Consider the following 23,527-nt stretch of genomic DNA (forward strand, 5'->3'; position numbering starts at 1 on the left):
GTGATTATTTGTGATTACTAGAGTGATGGCACCAACCACACAGGGATTGCCCCTCGTGTTCTCATTTCTGGAGAGAGTTATGGAGATCCTCTACAACGTCTTTACCGTGTTCTTTAATCAGGTAATGACCAACGCCCCGCTGCTGCTGGGTATCGTGACGTGCCTGGGCTATATCCTGCTGCGAAAAAGCGTCAGCGTGATTATCAAAGGCACCATCAAAACCATTATTGGTTTTATGTTGTTGCAGGCGGGTTCAGGCATTTTGACCAGCACCTTCAAGCCGGTCGTCGCCAAAATGTCGGAAGTGTATGGCATTAACGGCGCTATCTCTGATACCTACGCCTCCATGATGGCTACCATTGAACGCATGGGTGATGCCTATAGCTGGGTGGGTTATGCAGTTCTGCTCGCGCTGGCCCTGAACATCATTTACGTTCTGCTGCGCCGCATTACCGGCATTCGCACCATCATGCTGACGGGACATATCATGTTCCAGCAGGCGGGGCTGATCGCGGTTTCCCTCTATATTTTCGGCTACCCGATGTGGACCACGATCATCTGCACCGCGGTGATGGTGTCGCTCTACTGGGGCATCACCTCCAACATGATGTACAAGCCAACCCAGGAAGTGACCGACGGCTGTGGCTTCTCTATCGGCCACCAGCAGCAGTTCGCCTCCTGGATTGCCTATAAAGTTGCGCCATACCTGGGCAAAAAAGAAGAAAGCGTTGAGGATCTTAAGCTGCCGGGCTGGCTGAATATCTTCCACGACAACATCGTCTCTACCGCGATTGTGATGACCATCTTCTTCGGCGCCATTCTGCTCTCCTTTGGGATTGACGTTGTTCAGGCGATGGCGGGTAAAACCCACTGGACGGTCTATATCCTGCAGACCGGCTTCTCCTTCGCGGTGGCCATTTTCATCATCACTCAGGGCGTGCGTATGTTCGTCGCCGAGCTGTCGGAAGCCTTCAACGGTATCTCCCAACGCCTGATCCCCGGAGCGGTACTGGCAATTGACTGTGCCGCTATCTACAGCTTCGCGCCAAACGCGGTGGTCTGGGGCTTTATGTGGGGCACCATCGGCCAGCTGATTGCGGTGGGCATCCTGGTCGGCTGCGGCTCCTCAATCCTGATTATTCCAGGCTTTATCCCGATGTTCTTCTCCAACGCCACCATCGGCGTCTTCGCTAACCACTTCGGCGGCTGGCGTGCGGCGCTCAAGATCTGCCTGGTCATGGGCATGGTGGAAATCTTCGGTTGCGTGTGGGCGGTCAAGCTCACCGGTATGAGCGCCTGGATGGGCATGGCGGACTGGTCAATTCTGGCACCGCCGATGATGCAGGGCTTTGCCTCCGTCGGGCTGGTCTTTATGGCCGTCATCATCCTGATTGCTCTGGCTTATATGTTCTTCGCTGGCCGTTCGCTGCGAGCTGAAGAAGACGCGGAAAAACAAACAGCAGAAGTGTCTGCTCATTAAGGAGTTTCGATTATGACCGTACGTATCCTGGCTGTATGTGGCAATGGGCAAGGCAGCTCCATGATCATGAAGATGAAAGTGGACCAGTTTTTAACCCAGTCAAACATCGACCACACGGTAAACAGCTGCGCAGTGGGCGAATACAAAAGCGAGCTGAACGGCGCAGACATCATCATCGCTTCTACCCACATCGCCGGTGAAATCACCGTGACGGGCAACAAATATGTGGTGGGCGTGCGCAACATGCTTTCGCCTGCGGATTTCGGCCCAAAACTGCTGGAAGTGATCAAAGAGCACTTCCCTCAAGACGTGAAGTAAGGACGAAACATGAAACTACGTGATTCGCTGGCAGAGAATAACTCCATCCTTTTACAGGCTGAGGCCAGCACCTGGCAGGAAGCGGTGAAGCTGAGCGTGGATCTGCTGGTTAAGGCTGACGTTGTCGAGCCGCGTTACTACCAGGCCATTCTGGATGGCGTGGCGCAGCACGGCCCGTACTTTGTGATTGCACCAGGCCTGGCGATGCCGCACGGCCGCCCTGAAGAAGGCGTGAAAAAAACCGGCTTTGCTCTTGTGACGCTGAAAACGCCGCTGGTGTTTAACCATGAAGATAACGACCCGGTCGACATCCTGATCACCATGGCCGCCGTGGATGCCAACACCCACCAGGAGGTGGGCATCATGCAGATCGTCAATCTGTTTGATGACGAAGCCAATTTTGACCGTTTACGCGCCTGCCGTACCGAGCAGGAAGTGCTGGATTTAATTGATAACGCCACTGCGGCGGCAGTCTAAGAGGAATTGAACATGTCATTACCAATGTTGCAGGTTGCGCTGGATAACCAAACGTTGTCCCACGCTTACGAAACTACCCGCCTGATCGCGGAAGAGGTGGACATCATCGAAGTGGGTACCATTCTGTGCGTGGGCGAGGGTGTGCGCGCCGTTCGCGACCTGAAGGCGCTCTATCCGCATAAAATTGTGCTGGCGGATGCCAAGATCGCCGATGCAGGTAAAATCCTCTCCCGCATGTGCTTTGAAGCCAATGCCGACTGGGTCACCGTGATCTGCTGTGCGGATATCAACACCGCCAAAGGCGCGCTGGACGTGGCAAAAGAGTTTAACGGCGACGTGCAGATTGAGCTGACCGGCTTCTGGACCTGGGAGCAGGCGCAGGAGTGGCGCGACGCGGGCATTCAGCAGGTAGTGTATCACCGCAGTCGTGATGCGCAGGCCGCAGGCGTGGCGTGGGGTGAAGCGGATATCAGCGCCATCAAACGTCTGGCGGATATGGGCTTCAAAGTGACCGTCACCGGCGGCCTGGCGCTGGAAGATCTGCCGCTGTTCCAGGGTATTCCAATTCACGTCTTTATTGCCGGTCGTAGTATTCGCGATGCGGCGTCTCCGGTGGAAGCGGCGCGTCAGTTCAAACGCTCAATCGCTCAGCTTTGGGGCTAAGGAGCGGATATGTTGTCAAAACAGGTCCCGCTTGGCATCTATGAAAAGGCACTCCCTGCGGGGGAGTGCTGGCTGGAGCGGTTACAGCTGGCAAAAGAGCTGGGCTTCGATTTTGTCGAAATGTCCGTGGATGAGACAGACGAACGACTCTCTCGCCTCGACTGGAGTCGAGAACAGCGCCTGGCGCTGGTGAGTGCCATCGCAGAAACGGGCGTGCGCGTGCCGTCCATGTGCCTGAGTGCCCACCGCCGTTTTCCGCTCGGCAGCGAAGATGATGCCGTGCGTGCGCAGGGGCTGGCGATCATGCGTAAAGCCATTCGCTTTGCACAGGACGTGGGTATCCGCGTGATCCAACTGGCGGGTTATGACGTGTACTATCAGGAAGCCAACGATGAAACGCGCCGTCGTTTCCGTGACGGTCTGAAAGAGAGCGTTGAAATGGCAAGCCGCGCGCAGGTCACGCTGGCGATGGAGATCATGGACTACCCGTTGATGAACTCCATCAGCAAGGCGCTGGGCTATGCGCACTATCTGAATAACCCGTGGTTCCAGCTGTATCCCGATATCGGCAACCTGTCGGCATGGGATAACGATGTGCAGATGGAGCTGCAGGCGGGCGTAGGGCATATCGTGGCGGTGCACGTCAAAGATACCCGTCCAGGCGTATTCAAAAATGTTCCGTTCGGCACCGGGGTGGTGGATTTCGAACGGTGCTTCGAGACGCTCAAACAGACAGGTTATTGCGGGCCGTACCTGATTGAGATGTGGAGCGAAACGTCTGACGACCCGGCCGCGGAAGTGGCAAAAGCGCGGGACTGGGTGCGCGAACGTATGGCGCGGGCGGGGTTGCTGGAGGCTGAACATGCTTAAACTTAAACAGCAGGTCTTTGAAGCCAACATGGATCTGCCGCGCTATGGCCTGGTCACGTTCACCTGGGGCAACGTGAGCGCTATCGATCGCGAGCAAGGTCTGGTAGTGATCAAGCCGAGCGGTGTGGCGTATGACACCATGAAAGCTGAAGATATGGTGGTGGTGGATCTTGAAGGGCGTGTCGTTGACGGCAAATGGCGGCCTTCATCAGATACCGCAACCCATCTGGCGCTGTATCGGCGTTATCCGTCCCTTGGGGGCGTGGTGCATACCCACTCCACGCACGCGACGGCATGGGCACAGGCGGGGCTGCCCATACCGGCACTTGGGACGACGCATGCGGACTACTTCTTTGGCGACATTCCCTGTACTCGCGCATTAACGCAGGCTGAGGTGGAAGGCGAGTACGAGCTCAACACCGGGAAGGTGATTATCGACACGCTGGGCGAAAGTGAACCGCTGCATACGCCGGGGATTGTGGTGTACCAGCACGGTCCGTTCGCCTGGGGTAAAGATGCTCACGACGCGGTACATAATGCCGTGGTGATGGAAGAGGTGGCCAAAATGGCGTGGATTGCCCGCGACATTAACCCACAGCTTCAGAGCATTGATGATTACCTGATGAATAAGCATTTTATGCGTAAGCATGGCCCGAATGCCTATTACGGGCAGAAGTGAATAAGTGCTCTGGAATACCAAAACAGTTGTAACCGGTGGTATTCCGGAGCCATTCACAAAAAAAAAGCCCCCGGGCAGGGGGCAACGTCAACTATGGCTATGTTCTCGTTGTTGGCTTTCCTGGTGCTAGCGTTAAAGCGTTACCGGTAAATATCTGCACTGGCGTGCATATTGCCGTTGCTGCCGGGCTCACGGGTTAACATCACGTGGTAATAGGTTGCGCCCTGCGCATCGGTTTCTTCGTTTAATGCCTGATCTGCTTCACTTTCCGTGGCGAAATTATGATTGATGTAAATTACGCCCAAGCTTTGCACATCATCCATGTTTCTGGCCTGTCGGCTGTCTATCTTGATGGCTGCCATCGCGTTTGCACTGAGCAAAAGCGCCGCCATTATGGCTAATGCGATTTTTTTCATGATATGCGCTCCACGACTGCGTGCTGTGTGACGGTTTGTCCTGCTCCTTCTCGGTTTAGATGGTCTCTGATTAAAGTGTAATCGCTTATCGCTGCACGATGAGTGACCATTTCTGATGGTGTTGTTCAAAAAAACAACGCTTCTCGGTGTGATTAATTTTAAATCACCGACTTAGACCCGCTTCGCGCTTTGTGCGAATTATTTGTGCAATCAGCTTGAGTTTCCAGGGGCACGCAAGTATTATGACGCGTCAATTTTTCAGCCGACCTTTAACACGTTCCTTGCCTCCCCGGGCCTCGGCTGACCCAGACAGGAGGCTGAATAATCCGTAAGGAGCAATTCGATGCGTCATTACGAAATCGTTTTTATGGTCCATCCTGACCAGAGCGAACAGGTTCCGGGTATGATCGAGCGTTACTCTGCTGCCATCACTGGTGCAGAAGGTACGATCCACCGTCTGGAAGACTGGGGCCGCCGTCAGCTGGCTTACCCGATCAACAAACTGCACAAAGCACACTACGTTCTGATGAACGTTGAAGCGCCGCAGGAAGTGATCGATGAGCTGGAAACTACCTTCCGCTTCAACGATGCCGTTATCCGCAGCATGGTTATGCGTACCAAAAACGCAGTTACCGAAGCATCTCCGATGGTTAAAGCGAAAGACGAGCGCCGTGAGCGTCGCGATGATTTCGCAAACGAAACCGCAGATGATTCTGATGCTGGGGATTCTGAAGAGTAATTTCTGATGACCAACCGTCTGGCGTTGTCCGGCATCGTATGCAGGGCTCCCCTTCGAAAGGTCAGTCCATCAGGAATTCCGCATTGCCAGTTCGTGCTTGAGCATCGTTCTGTGCAAGAGGAAGCCGGGTTTCACCGGCAGGCGTGGTGCCAAATGCCCGTTATTATTAGCGGACACGAAAACCAGGCCATTACTCACAGTTTAACGGTCGGTAGCGCAGTAATCGTTCAGGGGTTCATCTCTTGCCACAAGGCAAAGAACGGCCTGAGCAAAATGGTTCTGCATGCCGAGCAGATTGATTTGATAGATTCTGGAGACTAGCCATATGGCACGTTATTTCCGTCGTCGCAAGTTCTGCCGTTTCACCGCGGAAGGCGTTCAAGAGATCGACTATAAAGATATCGCAACGCTGAAAAACTACATCACCGAAAGCGGTAAGATTGTCCCAAGCCGTATCACCGGTACTCGTGCAAAATACCAGCGTCAGCTGGCTCGCGCTATCAAACGCGCTCGCTACCTGTCCCTGCTGCCGTACACTGATCGTCATCAGTAATCGGGCACGGTCCATTAATACGACTTTAAGAGGATAAGGTAATGCAAGTTATTCTGCTTGATAAAGTAGCAAACCTGGGCAGCCTGGGTGATCAGGTTAACGTTAAAGCGGGTTACGCACGTAACTTCCTGGTTCCACAGGGTAAAGCTGTTCCAGCTACTAAGAAAAACGTTGAGTTTTTCGAAGCACGTCGCGCTGAACTGGAAGCCAAACTGGCTGACGTTCTGGCGGCTGCTAACGCTCGCGCTGAAGCAATCAACGCACTGGGCACTGTTACCATCGCGTCTAAAGCTGGCGACGAAGGTAAACTGTTCGGTTCCATCGGTACCCGCGATATCGCTGATGCAGTAACTGCTGCAGGCGTTAAAGTGGCTAAGAGCGAAGTTCGTCTGCCGAACGGCGTTCTGCGTACCACTGGTGAGCACGAAGTTGACTTCCAGGTTCACAGCGAAGTGTTCGCTAAACTGGTTGTTAACGTAGTAGCTGAGTAATTTTTTACTCTGCTCACGTCGAAGCGCCGGCCTTGTGCCGGCGTTTTGCTTTTCTGGGAGACCAGAATTCATCATTTCTTCTTGTATGGTAGCTATTCCTGTCGCATTCTCTGATAATAAATTGAAACGCAATTTTATTTATGAGATTTGTCATGGATACCGCTCTGCCCACGCCTGTCTTTGCTCGCCGAAATGTGGCCTATGCCTGCGCCACGCTCTGCTGTCTGCTCTGGGGTAGCTCCTACCCGGCCATTAAAAGTGGTTATGAGCTTTTCCAGATCGCAACTGATGATATTCCATCGAAAGTGGTGTTTGCCGGATACCGATTCCTGTTTGCCGGTGTGTTGCTGCTGCTGTTTGCATTGGCCCAGCGAAAACCGATTGGCAGGCTTACGCCCACGCAGTTTGGCCAGCTCACCCTCCTCGGGCTGACCCAGACGACTATTCAGTACACGTTCTTCTATATAGGCCTGGCCTACACGACGGGGGTGAATGGTTCAATCATGAACGCCACTGGAACCTTCTTCAGCGTGCTGTTGGCGCACTTTATCTACCACAACGACAAACTCAGCTATAACAAAACGCTGGGCTGTATTCTCGGGTTTGCCGGGGTGATGTTAGTGAACTTCCACAGCGGGTTAAGCGATTTCCGGTTTGTCTGGAAGGGTGACGGGTTTGTGGTGCTGGCTGCTTTTATTCTCTCCGCTGCCACGCTATACGGAAAGCGCATCTCCCAGACCGTCGACCCCACGGTGATGACCGGCTGGCAGCTGGCTATCGGTGGACTGGTATTGGTGGGTGGCGGATATGCGACAGGCGGAACGCTGGAAGTGCACAGCATGAAGGCCATCGCCGTGCTGGGATATCTGACGCTGCTCTCATCCGTCGCCTTTGCGCTATGGAGCGTGCTGCTGAAAGTAAACCGCGTCAGTATGATTGCGCCGTTTAACTTCGTTGTGCCGGTGGCAGGTACGGTATTATCCGCCATTTTCCTTGGGGAAAATATTCTGGATATCAAATATGCGATTGCGCTGGTGCTGGTCTGTTCGGGGATCTGGTGGGTGAACAAGCGGAGTGCCTGAGAACAGTGTGCCGGGTGGCGGCTACGCCTTACCCGGCCTACAGAACTAGCGTGCGCGAATAAAACTGCCGTCGGTCTGACGGGTAAACAGCACCTGCTGACCATTTCCGGTATCAATCGTGAGTCCGGTTACCACGCCGCTGGCGTTCTGGCGGATCTGCACCATCTGTCCATTTTGCAAATTGCTCAGCGGCTTGCCTGCGCCTTCCACCTGCGCCATAGCATAGACATCCGTAGCAGGCAGGTTGTGGTCGCGGAACAGCTGCGCGAGCGTTTTACCCGGCTCAACGCGATAGGAACGCCATTGCTGTTCAATGCCTGTCGGTTGCTGAACCTGTGGCGCAGCGGCCTGCTCCTGCGGTTGTTCTTCCTGAACGGGTTCAGGCTCTACAGGTGCGACCTGGCCCGGATCGTTGGATGGCGTCACCAGCTGCGTCTGCATAGGCTGCGCGTCCGGCTGCGGTCGCGTTTGCGACTGGATATCCAACTGCGCATTGCGGGTCACCGGCGCGGTATCAACGTCGTCGCCGCCAGAAGGAAGCAGGAAGCCCACAATTACCAGTAGCGCGCCAATGATAATGCCTCTGCGGTGCATAGGGGGCAGCGGGTCCATAATGCGAAAATTGTCTGGCGCCTGCCAGATTTTCGCCAGGGTAGGTTTCAGTTCAAATCGCCCGGGCATGGCTCTCCTCCTGCTCCGCGTCTTTTTTATCCTGTCCTGAGAAGTGTAGTTTGCTAACTGCCTGATGGGCGTAACAAAGCCAGCTTTCGTGACACATATTTGGGAAAATCCTGACTGGCTCTATTGTTTCTGTTTCGCGGCAGTTTGTCACCTTTACTTAAGACAAAGTTTTACCCATAAGGGCATGGCTGATATGCTGCCCGCTACTTTAAATGTGATGGAAGGAAAACCCATGACCACCCCGACTTTTGACACTATCGAAGCGCAGGCAAGCTACGGCATCGGCTTGCAGGTAGGACAGCAGCTGAGCGAATCCGGCCTGGAAGGTCTGTTACCGGAAGCGCTGGTGGCGGGTATCGCTGACGCGCTGGAAGGCAATCATCCGGCTGTTCCGGTCGACGTGGTGCACCGTGCGCTGCGTGAAATTCACGAACGTGCTGACGCCGTACGTCGCGCGCGCTTCGAAGAGATGGCAGCAGAAGGCGTGAAATATCTGGAAGAGAACCGTGAGCGCGAAGGCGTGAACAGCACCGAATCGGGCCTGCAGTTCCGCGTGATCAACCAGGGCGACGGCGCGATCCCGGCACGCACCGACCACGTTCGCGTTCACTACACTGGCAAACTGATCGACGGTACCGTGTTCGACAGCTCTGTTGCACGCGGCGAACCGGCTGAATTCCCGGTTAACGGCGTAATCGCGGGCTGGATCGAAGCGCTGACCCTGATGCCAGTGGGCTCCAAATGGGAGCTGACCATTCCTCAGAACCTGGCCTACGGCGAGCGTGGCGCGGGCGCGTCCATTCCGCCATTCAGCACTCTGGTCTTTGAAGTCGAGCTGCTGGAAATCCTGTAATCGGCTTTTCTTATTTCCTCTCCCCGCTCGGGGAGAGGAAAATAGTGATAAAACCTATAGTTACGACGTAATCAACATTTTATCTTGCAAACGAAACTGTTGCGTGTATTTTTGTGAGCTGTTTCGCGCTGTATGAGTGATATGACACTCACTTTCAACATATTATTAACATAATATTCAAATCATAGTATTCATCCCGCCGATTCTTACCTAATATCGATTAGCCCTTACAAGGGACCGTCATTCTTTGACGTATTTAAAGGCCAGAAGAGCCTTAACAACACAGACAGGCATAAACAGGAAAATATCACATGGTAGATCAGGTCAAAGTCGTCGCCGACGAAGAGGCGTCGTCTGAACAGTCGCTACGGCGCAATCTCACAAACCGTCATATTCAGCTTATCGCTATCGGGGGTGCCATCGGTACCGGGCTGTTTATGGGGTCAGGCAAAACCATCAGTCTTGCCGGGCCGTCAATCATCTTCGTTTATATGATCATCGGTTTCATGCTTTTCTTCGTGATGCGCGCAATGGGTGAATTGCTGCTCTCGAACCTCGAATACAAATCCTTTAGCGACTTTGCTTCCGACCTTCTGGGGCCATGGGCGGGCTATTTTACCGGCTGGACCTACTGGTTCTGCTGGGTTGTCACCGGTATGGCTGACGTTGTCGCCATCACGGCATACGCGCAATTCTGGTTCCCCGGCCTTTCGGACTGGGTGGCTTCGCTGGCGGTGATTGTCCTGCTGCTGAGCCTGAACCTTGCCACCGTGAAAATGTTCGGTGAGATGGAGTTCTGGTTCGCGATGATCAAAATCGTCGCTATCGTAGGGCTGATTGTTGTGGGTCTGGTGATGGTACTGACGCACTTCCAGTCGCCAACCGGCGTTCAGGCATCATTTACCCATCTGTGGAATGACGGCGGCTGGTTCCCGAAAGGCCTTAGCGGCTTCTTTGCAGGCTTCCAGATAGCGGTGTTTGCGTTTGTCGGGATTGAGCTGGTGGGCACCACGGCTGCGGAAACCAAAGATCCGGAGAAATCCCTGCCGCGCGCCATTAACTCCATTCCGGTACGTATCATCATGTTCTACGTGTTCGCACTGATCGTGATTATGTCCGTGACGCCGTGGAGTTCGGTGGTGCCAACCAAGAGCCCGTTCGTTGAGCTGTTCGTGCTGGTGGGCCTGCCTGCTGCCGCGAGCCTGATTAACTTCGTGGTGCTGACCTCAGCGGCTTCATCTGCAAACAGCGGCGTGTTCTCCACCAGCCGTATGCTGTTTGGTCTGGCGCAGGAAGGCGTTGCGCCGAGCGCGTTCGCCAAGCTGTCTAAACGTGCGGTACCGGCGAAAGGGCTGACCTTCTCCTGCATCTGCCTGCTGGGCGGTGTGGTGATGCTCTACGTCAACCCAAGCGTGATCGGCGCGTTCACCATGATCACCACGGTCTCTGCGATCCTGTTTATGTTCGTCTGGACCATCATTCTGTGTTCATACCTAGTGTACCGCAAACGTCGTCCGCACCTGCATGAGAAATCGATCTACAAGATGCCGCTGGGCAAGCTGATGTGCTGGGTGTGCATGGCGTTCTTCGTCTTCGTGCTGGTACTGCTGACGCTGGAAGATGATACCCGTCAGGCGCTGATCGTCACGCCGCTGTGGTTTATCGCGCTGGGGCTTGGCTGGCTGTTTATCGGTAAGAAACGTATGGCAGGCGTAAGGTAAAAGCAAAACGGCAACTTCGGTTGCCGTTTTTAGTTTTTGCACCCTCTCCCCGTGGGAGAGGGCCGGGGTGAGGGCATCAGGCCGCAGCGGCCTTTTCATTCCCCCGCTAATGCCCGCGGGAACAGAACGTTGTTCTCAAGACTGATGTGTTCCATCAGGTCGTCGATCATCTCGTTAATGCCGTTGTACATCGCTTTCCAGGTGGTGCACGCCTCTGGCGGCGGCGTGACGTTGTGGGTGGTGTGTTTGATCACTTCCAGCAGTTCACCGGCGTCATCGTGCTCGCTTTCCATCACGCTGATGGGCCCCATCGTCTGGCTGCCCATGCCCTGTTTAATCATCGGGAAGAGGATCTGCTCTTCTTTCATCATGTGGCTGGACAGCTCTTCGTGCAGCATGGTCAGGTATTTTGCCAGACCGCGCGGTACGGAAGGTTTGTCGGCATGGACGCGCTCAACTTTGGTCGCCTGCAGGATCAGCTCGGGCAGCTGTTCACGGTGGCGGTCGTGGTATCGCACTATGATATGGTCGATGATTTCAGCGAGCGGTGCGGTGCGCCAGTCTTTATCGATGGGCTGCTCGGCCAGCTGTGCCAGCTCGGCTTCAATCACATCGACATCCAGCTCTTTACGCGACGCTGCGCGCGCCAGGGTTTGCTTACCGCCGCAGCAGTAATCCATATCGTATTTACGGAAAAGCGCAGAAGCGCGAGGAATGGAGAGCGCCAGCTCGCCAAGGGGTTGGTCGCGAAAGGCCATAGCAGTTACCTCATCATCAATAATATAAGATGCATATTAAATACATCTTTAAAGTGATGCTATAACCCTTTAGAGGGAAGGGATGAAATGAGAAGCAGATCACAAAAAAATACCCCTTTTAACTCCCTGAATGGACATAAGAAAGTGCTTTAGAAAGTTTTTAAAGGTGTAGAAACAGTAAACAACGCGCCGTGCCTGCCGATAGATACACGTCAGACAATACCTGCATATAAAAAAGGCAACGCATGTTTAAACGTATAAAAGTCATTACCCTTCTGATTTCGGTGCTGCTTGTGCTCGGCATCATGCAGCTGATCTCTGCCGGCATTTTCATCAATGCGCTGAATAACGATAAAGAGAACTTCACCGTTTCTCAGCTTTCCAGCCAGAACGTTGCGGAATTTACCGACGCCTGGATTAGCCTGAATCAGGCGCGCGTGACGCTGAACCGCGGTATGCTGCGCCTGCAAAGCAGCATGGCGTCGCAGATTAACGGCGGTCAGCTGAACGAGCTGGTTAATACCGCAAAAAATCTGCTGGCCGATGCACAGGTCCATTACGATAAATACTATGCTCTGCCGAATACCCCGGGTCTGGATGAGAACCTGGCCGATCGGCTGGAAGAGCAGTACCGCATTTACTCTTCTACCCTTACGCAAATGAACGTGCTGCTGGGCCAGGGCAACCTGGAAGATATGTTCAAACAAAATGCCGAACAGAAGCAGACGGCAATGCAAAAGGTCTATCGCGAGTGGCGCGAGGCACAGGCTGCGCTCACCAGTAAAGGCATTCAGGATAACGAAAGCGACTATAAGCGCATCCTGTGGATCCTTTCTGCCGTCATGATTCTCGTCATTGCGGTGATTATCTCCAGTTGGATTGCGATGCGCCGCGTGCTGCTGCTGCCTCTGGAGGACGTCATCAACCATATCCGCGCCATCGCTGCAGGGGATTTGACCCAGCCGATTCAGGCACAGGGTAAAAACGAAATGGCGATCCTGGCCCGCAACGTTCAGGAGATGCAAACGTCGCTGGCGAACACCGTCGGCGTGGTACGTGAAGGCGCAGATACCATCTATACCGGCGCGGGCGAAATTTCTGCCGGCAGCAACGATCTCTCTTCCCGGACCGAGCAGCAGGCCGCGTCTCTGGAAGAGACCGCTGCCAGCATGGAACAGCTGACCGCCACCGTGAAGCAGAACGCCGATAACGCGCGTCAGGCTTCCCGTCTTGCGCTGGACGCCTCCTCAACGGCGAAGAAAGGCGGCAACGTGGTGGAAGGCGTGGTGCGTACAATGGACGAAATCGCCACCAGCTCCAGTAAAATTGCGCAAATTACTAACGTGATCGACGGTATTGCCTTCCAGACGAACATCCTGGCGCTGAACGCGGCGGTGGAAGCGGCGCGCGCGGGCGAGCAGGGCCGTGGTTTTGCGGTGGTGGCAGGGGAAGTCCGTACACTCGCACAGCGCAGCGCCCAGGCGGCGAAAGAGATCAAAGCGCTGATCGATGATTCCGGCGAGCGCGTGAACGCGGGCTCCCAGCTGGTTAACGAAGCCGGGGAGACGATGGCAGAGATCGTCAATGCGGTCACCCGCGTCACCGACATCATGGGTGAAATTGCCTCGGCCTCTGACGAGCAGAGCCGTGGTATCGATCAGGTCGGTCAGGCGGTGGCGGAGATGGACCGCGTCACCCAGCAGAACGCCTCGCTGGTTGAAGAGTCTGCGGCCGCGGCGGCGGCGCTGGAAGATCAGGCTGCACGCCTGAACGAAGCGGTGGCGGTGTTTAAAATCACCCGCAACCAGGCGGTCAAAGCGGCGCCGGTAAAAACCTATGTACCGAAGGCGCAGCCCGTAGCCGCGGCGTCTGAAGGGAACTGGGAAACGTTTTAAGGGCTTGCCCGGTGGCGGCTACGCCTTACCGGGCCTACGATTTTGTAGGTCGGGTAAGCGCCAGCGCCACCCGGCAAAAATCACATCTCCGACGCCGGAACAACCCTCGGTTTTTCCGGCTTCGCTCTTACTGCAATCACCACCCCAACGACCAGCAATAAAATTCCACAGGCCGTTAACAGCGGCGGCACGCTCTGGCGCATCAGGAAGGTGTAAAGCAGCCCGGCAAGAGTTTCGAAGACAATCAGGGGCCCTAAAATTACCGTCGGCAACTTCTGGCTGGCAATATTCCAGCACAGCGCGCCCACCCAGGAGCACAGCACCGCAATCGCCACCATCAAGCCTACAAACAACCACGGCCTTGGACCGAAGGGCTGGGCAAATTCCGGCTGTTGATAACCTAACCAGATACACGCGGCGACATACCCCACGAGCGAGACGGGCAACGTGACCAGCGCCTGCGCCGTCGCCCACATCATCGGGTGCTTATCCGGATTCTCCCGCAGCCAGCGCGCATTGCGCAGGGCATACCAGGCCCAGCACGCTACCGAGATGAATGCTAAAAGGATCCCAGAACCGTAACGCCATAAGCTGAAGTCTTCCAGGCCGTGGCTCAGCTCGGCAACGTTCACACATACCAGCCCTATGGCGGTGCATACCAGTGCAGGGGCCATTTTTGACCAGGCGAGTTTGCCATCGCGGTGGCTATAGAGCAGATTCGCGAACACAGGTATAACGACGGGTAGCGTACCGATGATCATGGTCGACACCGGCGCACCGGTGCGCTGTATCGCGCTTGCCAGGCAAACGTAATAGATGAGGTTGCCCATCATGGTCAGCGCCAGCGCGGTCAACCAGTCCTGGCGGCTGAGCTGGCGCAAGCGCGCCCGCCCCAGCCAGGCCAGAGGGAGGGCAATCAGCCCCAGCGCCAGATAACGCCCCGTGGACTGCAGTATCGCCGGGTACTCTGGCACTATTAGCGGGCCGACAAAAATCAGCCCCCACATCAAGCCTGCAAGCAGGGCATACAACACGCCGCTAATCATTTTTCCATCCACATTGATTTACTTTGCACTCAGTGTAGGAGGGCGAAATACGTGCGTATTGTATGAGATTGCGCATTAGCGCTGCGCAACCTGCTTTTGATAACGCACCGGCGTAATGCCGTAGCGGCGGGTAAAGGCGCGGGTTAAATGCGACTGATCGGTCAGCCCGGTTGCGGCAGCCACTTCGGCGGCGGGCATACCGTGAGTGAGAAACGCTTTGGCACGCCACAGGCGTATCGCCATCAGCATTTGATGCGGCGTGATGTGAAAATGGGCCTTGAACTGGCGCTGGAAATGGTACGGGCTGAGCGAGACAACGTTTGCCAGCTCGTCCAGCGTCAGAGGGTGCATATAGTTATCGTGCAGATACTCGCGGACACGTTCGAACCGGTGTGCGCCTTCCTGAATCACCGGCGCGTGATGGGCTAACGGTCGGAACGTCTCAATCAGATCCAGCAGCATTCCTTTTTGTGCCAGCGGGTCGTTCGTATGCCACAGGCCGTAAATCAGCTGACCGATTTGCAGCGAGCGCTGCGGGTCGTAGCGGGTGACGTCGCTAAACCACCAGTGACGCAGGCCGGTGACCTCTTCGAGCAGGTCGGGTTCGATATAGACCATCCGGTAGCGCCAGCCGTCAACGGTTGCGGATTCCCCGGTGTGGATCTCGTCCGGGTTCATGGTGACAACGGATTTCTCGGGGGCGAGGTGCTGGGTACCGCGATAGCGGAAGCGTTCGGCACCGGTTTCAATGGTGCCAATGCCGAAGGCTTCGTGCGTGTGAGGCTCAAAGGCGTAGTCAGAGATATGTGCGTGATAGAGTTCCAGGCCCGGCAGCTGCGCCAGATGGCGAAAGCGCGCGCTGTCTCTCTCATCAATGAACTGTTCCGGTACGCCTTGCACGGTGAGCCTCCTCGTGGGTCATCGCTTCATTATCAGAGATGACCTGAGGGGATGCCACAAAAAATAACCAATCCGTAACAATTACAGGATGGATTTGACGCTCTCCGCCAGCGTTGTCGTTGGGCGACCGATCAGCTTGCTCAGAGTACGGCTGTCGTCGAACAGGCCGCCTTTCGATGCGCCGGTGTCTGAATCCGCCAGCATATCCGCCAGCCCGGCTGGCAGGCCAACGCCCTTCAGCGCGGCGGCAAAATCGGCTTCGCTCAGGTTCTGATATGCCACCGGCTTACCGCTCTGCTTGCTCAGTTCAGCCGCCAGTTCGCTCAGCGTCCACGCGCTGTCGCCCGCCAGTTCATACACTTTACCTGCGTGACCTTCCTCAGAAACGACTTTGGCTGCCGCCGCCGCGTAATCTGCACGGGTCGCAGAGGCGATTTTGCCTTCACCCGCAGCACCAATAAATACGCCATGCTCCAGCGCCGGCGGTGCGCTCGCCAGATAGTTTTCGGTGTACCAGCCGTTGCGCAGCAGGGCATGTGGCACGCCAGAATCTGCCAGCGCTTTCTCGGTTTGGACGTGTTCAACGTGAAGACCGAGCGGCGATTTGTCCGCATGCAGCAGGCTGGTGTAGGCAATAAACTTCACGTCTGCCGCCTTGGCGGCGTTAATCACGTTCTGATGCTGCGTGGCGCGCTGTCCCACTTCGCTGGAGGAGATCAGCAGCAGTTTATCCACGCCGTTCAGCGCAGTCGTAAACGCCGCCTGGTCCGTGTAATCCGCCTGTCGCACCACAATCCCCTGCTGGCTTAAGGCCTGAGCTTTCGCCGGGTTACGTACGATAGCCACAATCTGGTTGGCCGGTACGGTTTTCAACAGCTGTTCGATAACGAGATGGCCAAGCTGGCCGGTAGCGCCGGTAATCGCGATCATGATGAATCTCCTTCGTGTTTGTCTGGTGTTATGGCACACTAACACCATAACTAACTTTTAGTAAGTACGTACAAAAAGGTAAGTATGAAAACACCAATACCGACGCTCAGCGAGCAAATGCGCGATGGCAATCTCTTCGCGGAACAGTGCCCTTCACGGGAGGTGCTCAAACACGTTACCAGCCGCTGGGGTGTGCTGATCCTGCTGGCCCTTCAACAGGGAACGCACCGCTTTAGCGAGCTTCGCCATAAAATGGGCGGAGTGAGTGAAAAGATGCTGTCCCAGTCGCTTCAGGCGCTGGAGCAGGACGGCTTTGTCGACCGCGTGTCGTATCCGGTTGTGCCACCGCATGTTGAATATAGCCTGACGCCGATGGGGGTTGAGGTCAGCGAGAAAGTGGCCGCGCTGGCGGACTGGATTGAGGTTAACACGCCGAAGGTGATGGCGAACCGGGACGAGCGGGCGGCGTAAAAGCCGGGTGGCGGCTTCGCCTTACCCGGCCTACTCGAACTCGTAGGTCGGGTAAGCGAAGCGCCACCCGACACAAACAACGCTACTTGCTTAGGTCTACCTGATAAATCGCGAATCCAATATCATCCGTCGCAACCTTCTTCATCGGATACTGCGCTTTATCCTTAATAAACGCGGCTGCCTTGTCGGACGGTGAGGTTTCAAAGCGGATATCCAGCTTCGTCTCGCTGTGGATCGGTGCCAGACGCCAGTTGTTATCCACTGCCGGATGAATTTCGCCCGCTTTTTTCGACTCCGCGCCGATCCACGCCGCCAGCACCGAGCGGTTCTCGTCCGGTGAAGCAAAAGCGATGTGGCTATCGCCCGTTCCGGCAAACTTGCCGCCGTAGGCGCGGTAGTTATTGGTCACCACCAGGAAGGTGGCATTCGGGTCGATCGCCTTGCCGTTGAAGGTCAGGTTTTTTATACGCTCGGCCTGCGGGTTAATCGCCTGGCACTCGCCGTCATATTTCGCAGGCTGGGTAACGTCAATCTGATACTCCACGCCGTCGATCACGTCGAAGTTGTAGGTGCGGAACCCATCCCAGTTAATCAGCGACTGCGGCTTGCTGCTGTTCGGGTCAATCTGATTAAACTGCCCGGCGGAACACTCCAGCCACTCTTTCACCTCTTTGCCCGTCGCTTTGACGACGACCAGCGTATTCGGATAAAGATAGAGATCGGCGGCGTTACGGAAGGTCAATTGGCCTTTTTCGACTTCCACGTAGCTTGCTGGGTCATTTTTGCGCCCACCCACCTTGAACGGTGCTGCGGCTGAAAGCACCGGCAGTTTTGCCAGATCCGGATCGCCCTGCACAAAGTGTTCGGCATAGGCTTTCTGCGCCATGTTGACCACCTGAACGGTCGGGTCATCCTGAACCAGCGCCAGGAAGCTGTACATGTTGTCGGCGGATTTGCCGATCGGCTTGCTGACAAATTCGCGGGTAGCGTCGTGATCGTGCTTCAGCACGTCGACCAGCTTTTTATCTTCAGTTGCCAGAGATTTTTTAGCCGCAGCGTCGTAAATAGGACGCGCTTCGGCTTTTGACTGCGTCACCTTCCAGCTGCCACCGTCGTTATTCAGCACCAGATCCACCACGCCAAGATGATCGCCCCACATCCCCGGCATCACCGACGGCACGCCGTTGAGCGTCCCTTTCTCGATATCTGCGCCTTTGATGCTGGCGAAATCTTTGCCCGGGAAGACTGCGTGAGCGTGGCCGAACAGGATCGCGTCAACGCCCGGCACTTCGCTCAGGTAGTAAACCGAGTTTTCTGCCATCGCCTGATACGGATCGGCGGAGAGACCCGAGTGGGCAACAACGACCACCAGATCGGCGCCTTTTTCGCGCATTTCCGGCACGTATTTGCGCGCGGTTTCGGTGATGTCGTTGACGGTCACTTTCCCGTCGAGGTTGGCTTTATCCCACGTCATGATCTGTGGTGGCACAAAACCGATATAGCCAATCTTCAGCGTCTGCTTTTTACCTTCGCTGTCGACAACGTCAGTCTCTTTAATCAGATAAGGGGTAAAGAGCGGCTTTTTGGTCTTAACGTCGATGATATTGGCGTTAACGTACGGGAATGTCGCACCGGCCAGCGCATCGTGCAGGTATGTCAGACCATAGTTAAATTCGTGGTTGCCGAGGTTGCCGACGGTGTAATCCAGGGTGTTCATCGCCTTGTAGACGGGATGGATTTCGCCCTTTTTCAGCCCTTTCGCGGCCATGTAATCGCCCAATGGGCTACCCTGAATTAAATCCCCGTTATCGACCAGCACGCTGTTTTTCACTTCACCGCGGGCGGCGTTAATCAAACTTGCTGTGCGTACCAGTCCGAATTTTTCGGTAGGCGTATCTTTGTAGTAATCGAAGTCCATCATGTTACTGTGAAGATCGGTCGTTTCCAGAATACGAAGATCCACCGTTGCCGCCTGAACGCTGGCGGCCACCAACGTCGCCAGGAGCGTTGCGCTAAACTTAATCATCAGAAGAGTCCTTTTTTCGATCCAAGCCACAAAAGATTATGTATGTATATCGCGTTGCTTACAGAAGTGTGAATCCTGCCAGAAATAAGGGTAGTGAAACCGGAATTGCTTCACAGATAGCAGAATTGTTCGCATTACGATATAAATAAAACAACGAGTTATGACCACTGCGTTAATGAAGAGGTGGAGAATGTTAGATAAAATTTGTCAGCTCGCACGGGATGCGGGTGATGCCATTATGCAGGTGTACGACGGCGCGAAGCCGATGGACGTTGTCAGCAAAGCGGATGACTCCCCGGTCACGGCGGCGGATATTGCGGCGCATAAGGTGATCCTGAAAGGGCTGCAGGACTTAACGCCGGAGATCCCCGTTCTGTCTGAAGAAGCGCCGCAAGGCTGGGACGAGCGCCAGCACTGGCAGCGTTACTGGCTGGTGGATCCGCTGGATGGAACGAAAGAGTTCATCAAGCGTAACGGTGAGTTTACCGTCAACATCGCCCTGATTGAGAAGGGCAAAGCGGTGCTCGGCGTGGTTTACGCACCGGTGATGAAGGTGATGTACAGCGCCGCGGAAGGTAAGGCCTGGAAGGAAGAGTGCGGCGTGCGCAAGCAGATTCAGGTGCGTGATGCGCGTCCACCGCTGGTGGTGATTAGCCGTTCCCACAGCGACAGCGAACTGCAGGAGTATTTGCAGCAGTTGGGTGAACACCAGACGACGTCGATTGGCTCATCGCTCAAGTTCTGTCTGGTGGCGGAAGGACACGCGCAGCTTTATCCGCGATTTGGGCCAACCAACGTCTGGGACACGGCGGCAGGGCACGCGGTAGCGGCGGCGGCCGGTGCACATGTTCATGACTGGCAGGGTAAGCCGCTGGACTATACCCCGCGCGAATCATTCCTCAACCCTGGCTTCCGGGTTTCGATTTACTGAGCCAGCAGCTTGTGCAGCAGAGCAACCACCTGCTGCACTTCTTCCTGTGTTAATCCGCCGTCCTTCACCCACTGCACGCGTCCCTCTTTATCGAGCACCACAATCGCAGAGCTCTCTTCGTCGAGCTGCCACGCCTTACGCGTCACGCCGTTGCTGTCGACAATAAATTGCGACCACGGGTAGAGCTTTTTGTTGCTCTCCAGGCTTGAGCGCACAAACATGCCGGAGCCGGGGATGGCATCGTCGGTGTTCACAATGGTGGTGGTCTGGTAACGATCGTGCGGGAATTTTGCGGCCTTGATCGCTTCCACCAGGGTGGCATTTTTCTCTTTCGCAGATGTACGACCGGCAATATGTTGTACAACTCTCACTTTGCCCGCGAGCTGCGCGCTATTCCAGGCTTTATAGCTAAACTTATCATTGTCGAGAATCAATTCTCCCCGGTCAGCAATGCCGACTGGCGGTACGCGTTGTCCTTTTTCAATAGTGTGAGCGCAAGCCCACAGGGGCAGCAGCAGGCAGGCTGCTGCAAGGATATTACGTAGGGTCATGGTGTTTCCTTATTGTTAGCAGGTGATCCGACCACTTGGTCTTACGCTTTTAATCATAAGTGCGATCAATGGGGTTTTCCCGCAATCCCGATGCCAGTTTGCGGGTGAACGCACATATCCATGAAAAAACGACGGCTTATACTGCCCTGAGTCACGGTTTGCAAAGATTATTCTGAATAATTGTAATCAAACGGTAAATAAACTTATGCACACTGGGTAACAACGTAGTTCTGGTCTATAGTCATTGGGCAATAAAATTTGCGCTCAGAACAGTCGGGCTGATTGTGGCACCGCAAGAGCGTATGATTCGCAGGAGATACAAGAATGAAAATTTTCCAACGCTACAACCCGCTTCAGGTGGCGAAGTACGTGAAGATCCTGTTCCGAGGACGGTTGTATATCAAGGATGTTGGCGCTTTTGAATTTGATAAGGGCAAAATCCTTATCCCAAAAGTGAAGGATAAACAGCACCTGTCTGTGATGTCCGAAGTCAACCGTCAGGTTATGCGTCTGCAAACTGAGATGGCTTAACCAACGTGCTATGCAGTAGTTAAAAAGACGGCTCCCAATGGGAGCCGTTGATGTATGTGGGGCAGGGACTTTACGCCGACACTTTCTCTTCCGCATCCGGAAGCTTCGGCACCAGAACGGTCGGTTTGTTATCGATGCGCGTCACCAGCAGCTGGTCGATGCGGTAGTTATCAATATCCACCACTTCAAACTTGAAGCCCGAGAACTTCACCGAGTCGGTACGTTTCGGGATTTTACGCAGCATAAACATCATAAAGCCGCCGATGGTCTCGTAGTTGCCCGACTGCGGGAACTCGTCGATATCCAACACGCGCATGACGTCTTCAATCGGCGTACCGCCGTCGATCAGCCATGAGTTTTCGTCACGCTGAACAATCTGCTCTTCCAGCCCCTGGCCTACCAGGTCGCCCATCAGCGTTGTCATTACGTCGTTCAGGGTGATGATACCCACCACCAGCGCGTATTCGTTCATGATCACCGCGAAGTCTTCTCCGGCAGTTTTGAAACTTTCCAGCGCTTCTGAGAGCGTCAGGGTGTCCGGCACAATCAGGGTATTGCGGATCTGCACGCCGCTGTTGAGGGCCAGACTCTGGTTTGCCAGCACGCGGTTCAGCAGGTCTTTGGAGTCGACGTAACCGATGATGTGGTCGATATCTTCATTACAGACCAGGAACTTAGAGTGAGGATGCTGCGCCACTTTGTTCTTCAGGCTCTGCTCGTCTTCGTGTAAATCGAACCAGATAATGTTCTCACGGCCCGTCATAGAAGAGGGCACGGTACGTGATTCCAGTTCGAATACGTTTTCAATCAGCTCGTGCTCCTGCTTACGCAGCACCCCGGCCAGCGCCCCGGCTTCTACAACCGCATAAATATCGTCAGAGGTGATGTCATCTTTACGCACCATCGGCAGCTTAAAGATGCGGAAAATCACGTTTGCCAGGCCGTTGAAGAACCACACCAGCGGGCGGAACACGTACAGGCAGAAGCGCATCGGGTTGATGATACGCAAAGCCACGGCTTCTGGCGCAATCATACCGATGCGTTTCGGGGTCAGGTCTGCGAAGAGGATGAACAGGCCAGTCACCAGTGAGAAAGAGAGGATAAAGCTCAGCTGTTCGGCCAGCTCGGCGGACATGTACTGCACAAAGAGGCTATAAAACGCCGGGGAAAACGCCGCATCACCCACGATACCGCCGAGAATGGCGACCGCGTTCAGGCCAATCTGCACCACGGTGAAGAACATGCCGGGGTTTTCCTGCATTTTCAGGATGCGCGTGGCGTTGATGTTGCCTTCATCGGCAAGCAGCTTCAGTTTGATTTTACGGGACGCGGCCAGCGAGATCTCGGATATCGAGAAAAATGCACTGACGGCAATAAGGCAAAGTATTACTAAAATACTGTTTAACATAGTTTATCCGGCTTCTCGCCAGATCCTCAGAAGGGGAGTTGATACCATTTGTGTGAAGACACATTGAACGTCAGCTCGTAGCGTTGAGCCGATTATTTCAGCGGGTAGTATAGCGTAAAGAGATGTAAATCTGCCAGAGGTCACATTTTGGGCAAAAAAGTGGCCGGACGGGGGGTTAATGAGGGGGAGTACATCATGAGATAGTACAGGCGTTTCCTGAGCGCCACGCGTGGCGCTCATCCCTCTGTTCAGGCCAGCTGTGGCGGCAGGCAGACGCCGATGCCTCCGATTCCGCAGTAGCCATATGGGTTTTTATGCAGATATTGCTGGTGGTCGTCCTCGGCATAATAGAACGGCTTCGCGGTGGTGATTTCCGTGGTCACCTCGCGCGTATCGCCCGCGTCATGCATGGCTTTCTGAAAACGCTCAAGGCTGGCGCGCGCGGCAGCATCCTGCTCAGGGGTGAGCGGATAAATGGCCGAACGGTACTGGGTGCCGCGATCGTTACCCTGACGCATGCCCTGCGCCGGGTCGTGATTTTCCCAGAACACCTGCAGCAGTTGTTCGTAGCTGATGATGGCCGGGTCATACACCACGCGAACCGCTTCCGCGTGACCGGTATCACCCGAGCACACTTCGCGGTAGGTTGGGTTTGGCGTGTAACCGCCGGTATAGCCTGCTGCGGTACTGTAAACACCGGGCAGCTGCCAGAACAAACGTTCAACTCCCCAGAAGCAGCCCATCGCGAACAGGGCGATCTCCATTCCATCAGGAACGTTTGTCATTGAATGGTTGTTAACGGCGTGTAAGGTCGCCACAGGCATAGGGGTGTTGCGTCCCGGTAATGCATCTGCTTGTGAAACCAGATGCTTTTTGTCGAATAAACTCACGATGGTGCCTCCCGGGTAGCGATGTTTCGGTTAAGGTTGTCACGAAGCGTTTAATTGAACACAATAAATGCGCTGAATGAGTCTAGATTTAATCATAAGAAATATTTGGGTGTTACACCCATTTTCAACCCACGATTTGGGTTTTTGGCTAACAGGCCGTATGTTGC

Annotated in this window: 27 protein-coding genes; 17 read left to right on the top strand and 10 right to left on the bottom strand. The window is 54.9% G+C overall.

Annotation, left to right across the window (positions count from 1 at the left end; all coding sequences use genetic code 11):
- Positions 1 to 79: 79 nt before the first annotated feature.
- From ulaA to N2K86_RS02115, 6 genes are read left to right on the top strand one after another with little or no spacing between them, the layout of a single operon-like run.
- Complete coding sequence (gene ulaA, locus N2K86_RS02090) at positions 80 to 1,480, top strand: PTS ascorbate transporter subunit IIC (protein WP_260660298.1); 1,401 nt, start codon at positions 80 to 82, stop codon at positions 1,478 to 1,480.
- 12 nt (positions 1,481 to 1,492) lie between these two features.
- On the top strand, positions 1,493 to 1,798 hold the full coding sequence (ulaB, locus tag N2K86_RS02095; protein ID WP_000218355.1) for a PTS ascorbate transporter subunit IIB: 306 nt from the start codon (positions 1,493 to 1,495) through the stop codon (positions 1,796 to 1,798).
- Between the two features lie 9 nt (positions 1,799 to 1,807).
- Entirely contained in the window at positions 1,808 to 2,275 is a 468-nt protein-coding gene (ulaC, locus tag N2K86_RS02100; protein ID WP_013095304.1) for a PTS ascorbate transporter subunit IIA, read from the top strand.
- A gap of 12 nt (positions 2,276 to 2,287) precedes the next feature.
- On the top strand, positions 2,288 to 2,938 hold the full coding sequence (ulaD, locus tag N2K86_RS02105) for a 3-keto-L-gulonate-6-phosphate decarboxylase UlaD (RefSeq protein WP_023334265.1): 651 nt from the start codon (positions 2,288 to 2,290) through the stop codon (positions 2,936 to 2,938).
- Positions 2,939 to 2,947: 9 nt separating this feature from the next.
- Complete coding sequence (locus tag N2K86_RS02110) at positions 2,948 to 3,808, top strand: L-ribulose-5-phosphate 3-epimerase (protein WP_260660299.1); 861 nt, start codon at positions 2,948 to 2,950, stop codon at positions 3,806 to 3,808.
- Complete coding sequence (locus N2K86_RS02115) at positions 3,801 to 4,487, top strand: L-ribulose-5-phosphate 4-epimerase (RefSeq protein WP_260660300.1); 687 nt, start codon at positions 3,801 to 3,803, stop codon at positions 4,485 to 4,487. Before N2K86_RS02110 ends, N2K86_RS02115 begins: the two co-directional genes overlap by 8 nt.
- Positions 4,488 to 4,627: 140 nt before the next feature.
- On the opposite strand, the gene yjfY is transcribed toward N2K86_RS02115, so the two are convergent.
- Positions 4,628 to 4,903, bottom strand: coding sequence for a DUF1471 family protein YjfY (yjfY, locus tag N2K86_RS02120; RefSeq protein ID WP_010427445.1), 276 nt, complete (start codon positions 4,901 to 4,903; stop codon positions 4,628 to 4,630).
- A gap of 343 nt (positions 4,904 to 5,246) precedes the next feature.
- Between yjfY and rpsF the strand changes: the two genes are divergently transcribed.
- The 5 genes from rpsF to N2K86_RS02145 all read left to right on the top strand — a co-directional run bounded on the left by rpsF (position 5,247) and on the right by N2K86_RS02145 (position 7,768).
- Entirely contained in the window at positions 5,247 to 5,642 is a 396-nt protein-coding gene (gene rpsF / locus N2K86_RS02125) for a 30S ribosomal protein S6 (protein WP_014068637.1), read from the top strand.
- 6 nt (positions 5,643 to 5,648) lie between these two features.
- Entirely contained in the window at positions 5,649 to 5,963 is a 315-nt protein-coding gene (priB, locus tag N2K86_RS02130) for a primosomal replication protein N (RefSeq protein ID WP_008502895.1), read from the top strand.
- 4 nt (positions 5,964 to 5,967) lie between these two features.
- The gene (rpsR, locus tag N2K86_RS02135) at positions 5,968 to 6,195 is read left to right on the top strand and encodes a 30S ribosomal protein S18 (protein ID WP_000135199.1); all 228 of its coding nucleotides are present in this window, start codon (positions 5,968 to 5,970) and stop codon (positions 6,193 to 6,195) included.
- 41 nt (positions 6,196 to 6,236) lie between these two features.
- Positions 6,237 to 6,686, top strand: coding sequence for a 50S ribosomal protein L9 (gene rplI / locus N2K86_RS02140; RefSeq protein WP_003856039.1), 450 nt, complete (start codon positions 6,237 to 6,239; stop codon positions 6,684 to 6,686).
- Positions 6,687 to 6,838: 152 nt separating this feature from the next.
- A complete protein-coding gene (locus tag N2K86_RS02145) occupies positions 6,839 to 7,768 on the top strand; it encodes a DMT family transporter (RefSeq protein ID WP_260660301.1) in 930 nt (309 codons plus the stop codon).
- Positions 7,769 to 7,813: 45 nt separating this feature from the next.
- On the opposite strand, the gene N2K86_RS02150 is transcribed toward N2K86_RS02145, so the two are convergent.
- Entirely contained in the window at positions 7,814 to 8,449 is a 636-nt protein-coding gene (locus tag N2K86_RS02150) for an OapA family protein (protein WP_089599117.1), read from the bottom strand.
- A gap of 232 nt (positions 8,450 to 8,681) precedes the next feature.
- Here N2K86_RS02150 and fklB point away from each other — a divergent pair, with 232 nt between their 5' ends.
- Both fklB and cycA read left to right on the top strand, forming a co-directional pair.
- Positions 8,682 to 9,302 (top strand): FKBP-type peptidyl-prolyl cis-trans isomerase, encoded by a 621-nt coding sequence (fklB, locus tag N2K86_RS02155; protein WP_172411118.1) that lies wholly within the window; start codon positions 8,682 to 8,684, stop codon positions 9,300 to 9,302.
- 311 nt (positions 9,303 to 9,613) lie between these two features.
- The gene (gene cycA / locus N2K86_RS02160; RefSeq protein ID WP_260660302.1) at positions 9,614 to 11,023 is read left to right on the top strand and encodes a D-serine/D-alanine/glycine transporter; all 1,410 of its coding nucleotides are present in this window, start codon (positions 9,614 to 9,616) and stop codon (positions 11,021 to 11,023) included.
- Positions 11,024 to 11,118: 95 nt separating this feature from the next.
- Here cycA and ytfE read toward each other — a convergent pair whose 3' ends face one another.
- Positions 11,119 to 11,781 carry an iron-sulfur cluster repair protein YtfE gene (gene ytfE, locus N2K86_RS02165; RefSeq protein ID WP_260660303.1) on the bottom strand — a complete coding sequence of 221 codons (663 nt, stop codon included), beginning with the start codon at positions 11,779 to 11,781 and terminating at the stop codon, positions 11,119 to 11,121.
- A 245-nt stretch (positions 11,782 to 12,026) separates the two neighbouring features.
- Between ytfE and N2K86_RS02170 the strand changes: the two genes are divergently transcribed.
- Positions 12,027 to 13,676 (top strand): methyl-accepting chemotaxis protein, encoded by a 1,650-nt coding sequence (locus N2K86_RS02170; RefSeq protein WP_260660304.1) that lies wholly within the window; start codon positions 12,027 to 12,029, stop codon positions 13,674 to 13,676.
- 80 nt (positions 13,677 to 13,756) lie between these two features.
- On the opposite strand, the gene N2K86_RS02175 is transcribed toward N2K86_RS02170, so the two are convergent.
- The 3 genes from N2K86_RS02175 to N2K86_RS02185 all read right to left on the bottom strand — a co-directional run bounded on the left by N2K86_RS02175 (position 13,757) and on the right by N2K86_RS02185 (position 16,552).
- On the bottom strand, positions 13,757 to 14,722 hold the full coding sequence (locus tag N2K86_RS02175) for a DMT family transporter (RefSeq protein ID WP_260661619.1): 966 nt from the start codon (positions 14,720 to 14,722) through the stop codon (positions 13,757 to 13,759).
- Between the two features lie 75 nt (positions 14,723 to 14,797).
- Complete coding sequence (locus N2K86_RS02180) at positions 14,798 to 15,622, bottom strand: AraC family transcriptional regulator (protein WP_260660305.1); 825 nt, start codon at positions 15,620 to 15,622, stop codon at positions 14,798 to 14,800.
- A gap of 81 nt (positions 15,623 to 15,703) precedes the next feature.
- Complete coding sequence (locus tag N2K86_RS02185) at positions 15,704 to 16,552, bottom strand: SDR family oxidoreductase (protein ID WP_260660306.1); 849 nt, start codon at positions 16,550 to 16,552, stop codon at positions 15,704 to 15,706.
- Positions 16,553 to 16,636: 84 nt separating this feature from the next.
- On the opposite strand from N2K86_RS02185, the gene N2K86_RS02190 reads away from it, so the two are divergent.
- A complete protein-coding gene (locus tag N2K86_RS02190) occupies positions 16,637 to 17,023 on the top strand; it encodes a winged helix-turn-helix transcriptional regulator (RefSeq protein ID WP_260660307.1) in 387 nt (128 codons plus the stop codon).
- An 82-nt stretch (positions 17,024 to 17,105) separates the two neighbouring features.
- Here N2K86_RS02190 and N2K86_RS02195 read toward each other — a convergent pair whose 3' ends face one another.
- Positions 17,106 to 19,049: a bifunctional 2',3'-cyclic-nucleotide 2'-phosphodiesterase/3'-nucleotidase gene (locus N2K86_RS02195; protein ID WP_260660308.1), complete on the bottom strand. Its 1,944-nt coding sequence runs from the start codon at positions 19,047 to 19,049 to the stop codon at positions 17,106 to 17,108.
- A 190-nt stretch (positions 19,050 to 19,239) separates the two neighbouring features.
- Here N2K86_RS02195 and cysQ point away from each other — a divergent pair, with 190 nt between their 5' ends.
- Complete coding sequence (cysQ, locus tag N2K86_RS02200; RefSeq protein WP_260660309.1) at positions 19,240 to 19,980, top strand: 3'(2'),5'-bisphosphate nucleotidase CysQ; 741 nt, start codon at positions 19,240 to 19,242, stop codon at positions 19,978 to 19,980.
- Here cysQ and N2K86_RS02205 read toward each other — a convergent pair.
- Positions 19,974 to 20,531: a YtfJ family protein gene (locus N2K86_RS02205; protein WP_042714214.1), complete on the bottom strand. Its 558-nt coding sequence runs from the start codon at positions 20,529 to 20,531 to the stop codon at positions 19,974 to 19,976. The genes cysQ and N2K86_RS02205 overlap by 7 nt on opposite strands.
- A 324-nt stretch (positions 20,532 to 20,855) precedes the next feature.
- Between N2K86_RS02205 and N2K86_RS02210 the strand changes: the two genes are divergently transcribed.
- Complete coding sequence (locus tag N2K86_RS02210) at positions 20,856 to 21,062, top strand: DUF1107 domain-containing protein (RefSeq protein ID WP_003856054.1); 207 nt, start codon at positions 20,856 to 20,858, stop codon at positions 21,060 to 21,062.
- A gap of 70 nt (positions 21,063 to 21,132) precedes the next feature.
- Here N2K86_RS02210 and N2K86_RS02215 read toward each other — a convergent pair whose 3' ends face one another.
- Both N2K86_RS02215 and msrA read right to left on the bottom strand, forming a co-directional pair.
- A complete protein-coding gene (locus N2K86_RS02215; protein ID WP_260660310.1) occupies positions 21,133 to 22,470 on the bottom strand; it encodes a hemolysin family protein in 1,338 nt (445 codons plus the stop codon).
- 248 nt (positions 22,471 to 22,718) lie between these two features.
- A complete protein-coding gene (gene msrA / locus N2K86_RS02220) occupies positions 22,719 to 23,360 on the bottom strand; it encodes a peptide-methionine (S)-S-oxide reductase MsrA (RefSeq protein ID WP_260660311.1) in 642 nt (213 codons plus the stop codon).
- Positions 23,361 to 23,527 lie beyond the last annotated feature (167 nt).

It is taken from the genome of Enterobacter mori (assembly GCF_025244905.1).
Lineage (GTDB): Bacteria > Pseudomonadota > Gammaproteobacteria > Enterobacterales > Enterobacteriaceae > Enterobacter > Enterobacter mori_A.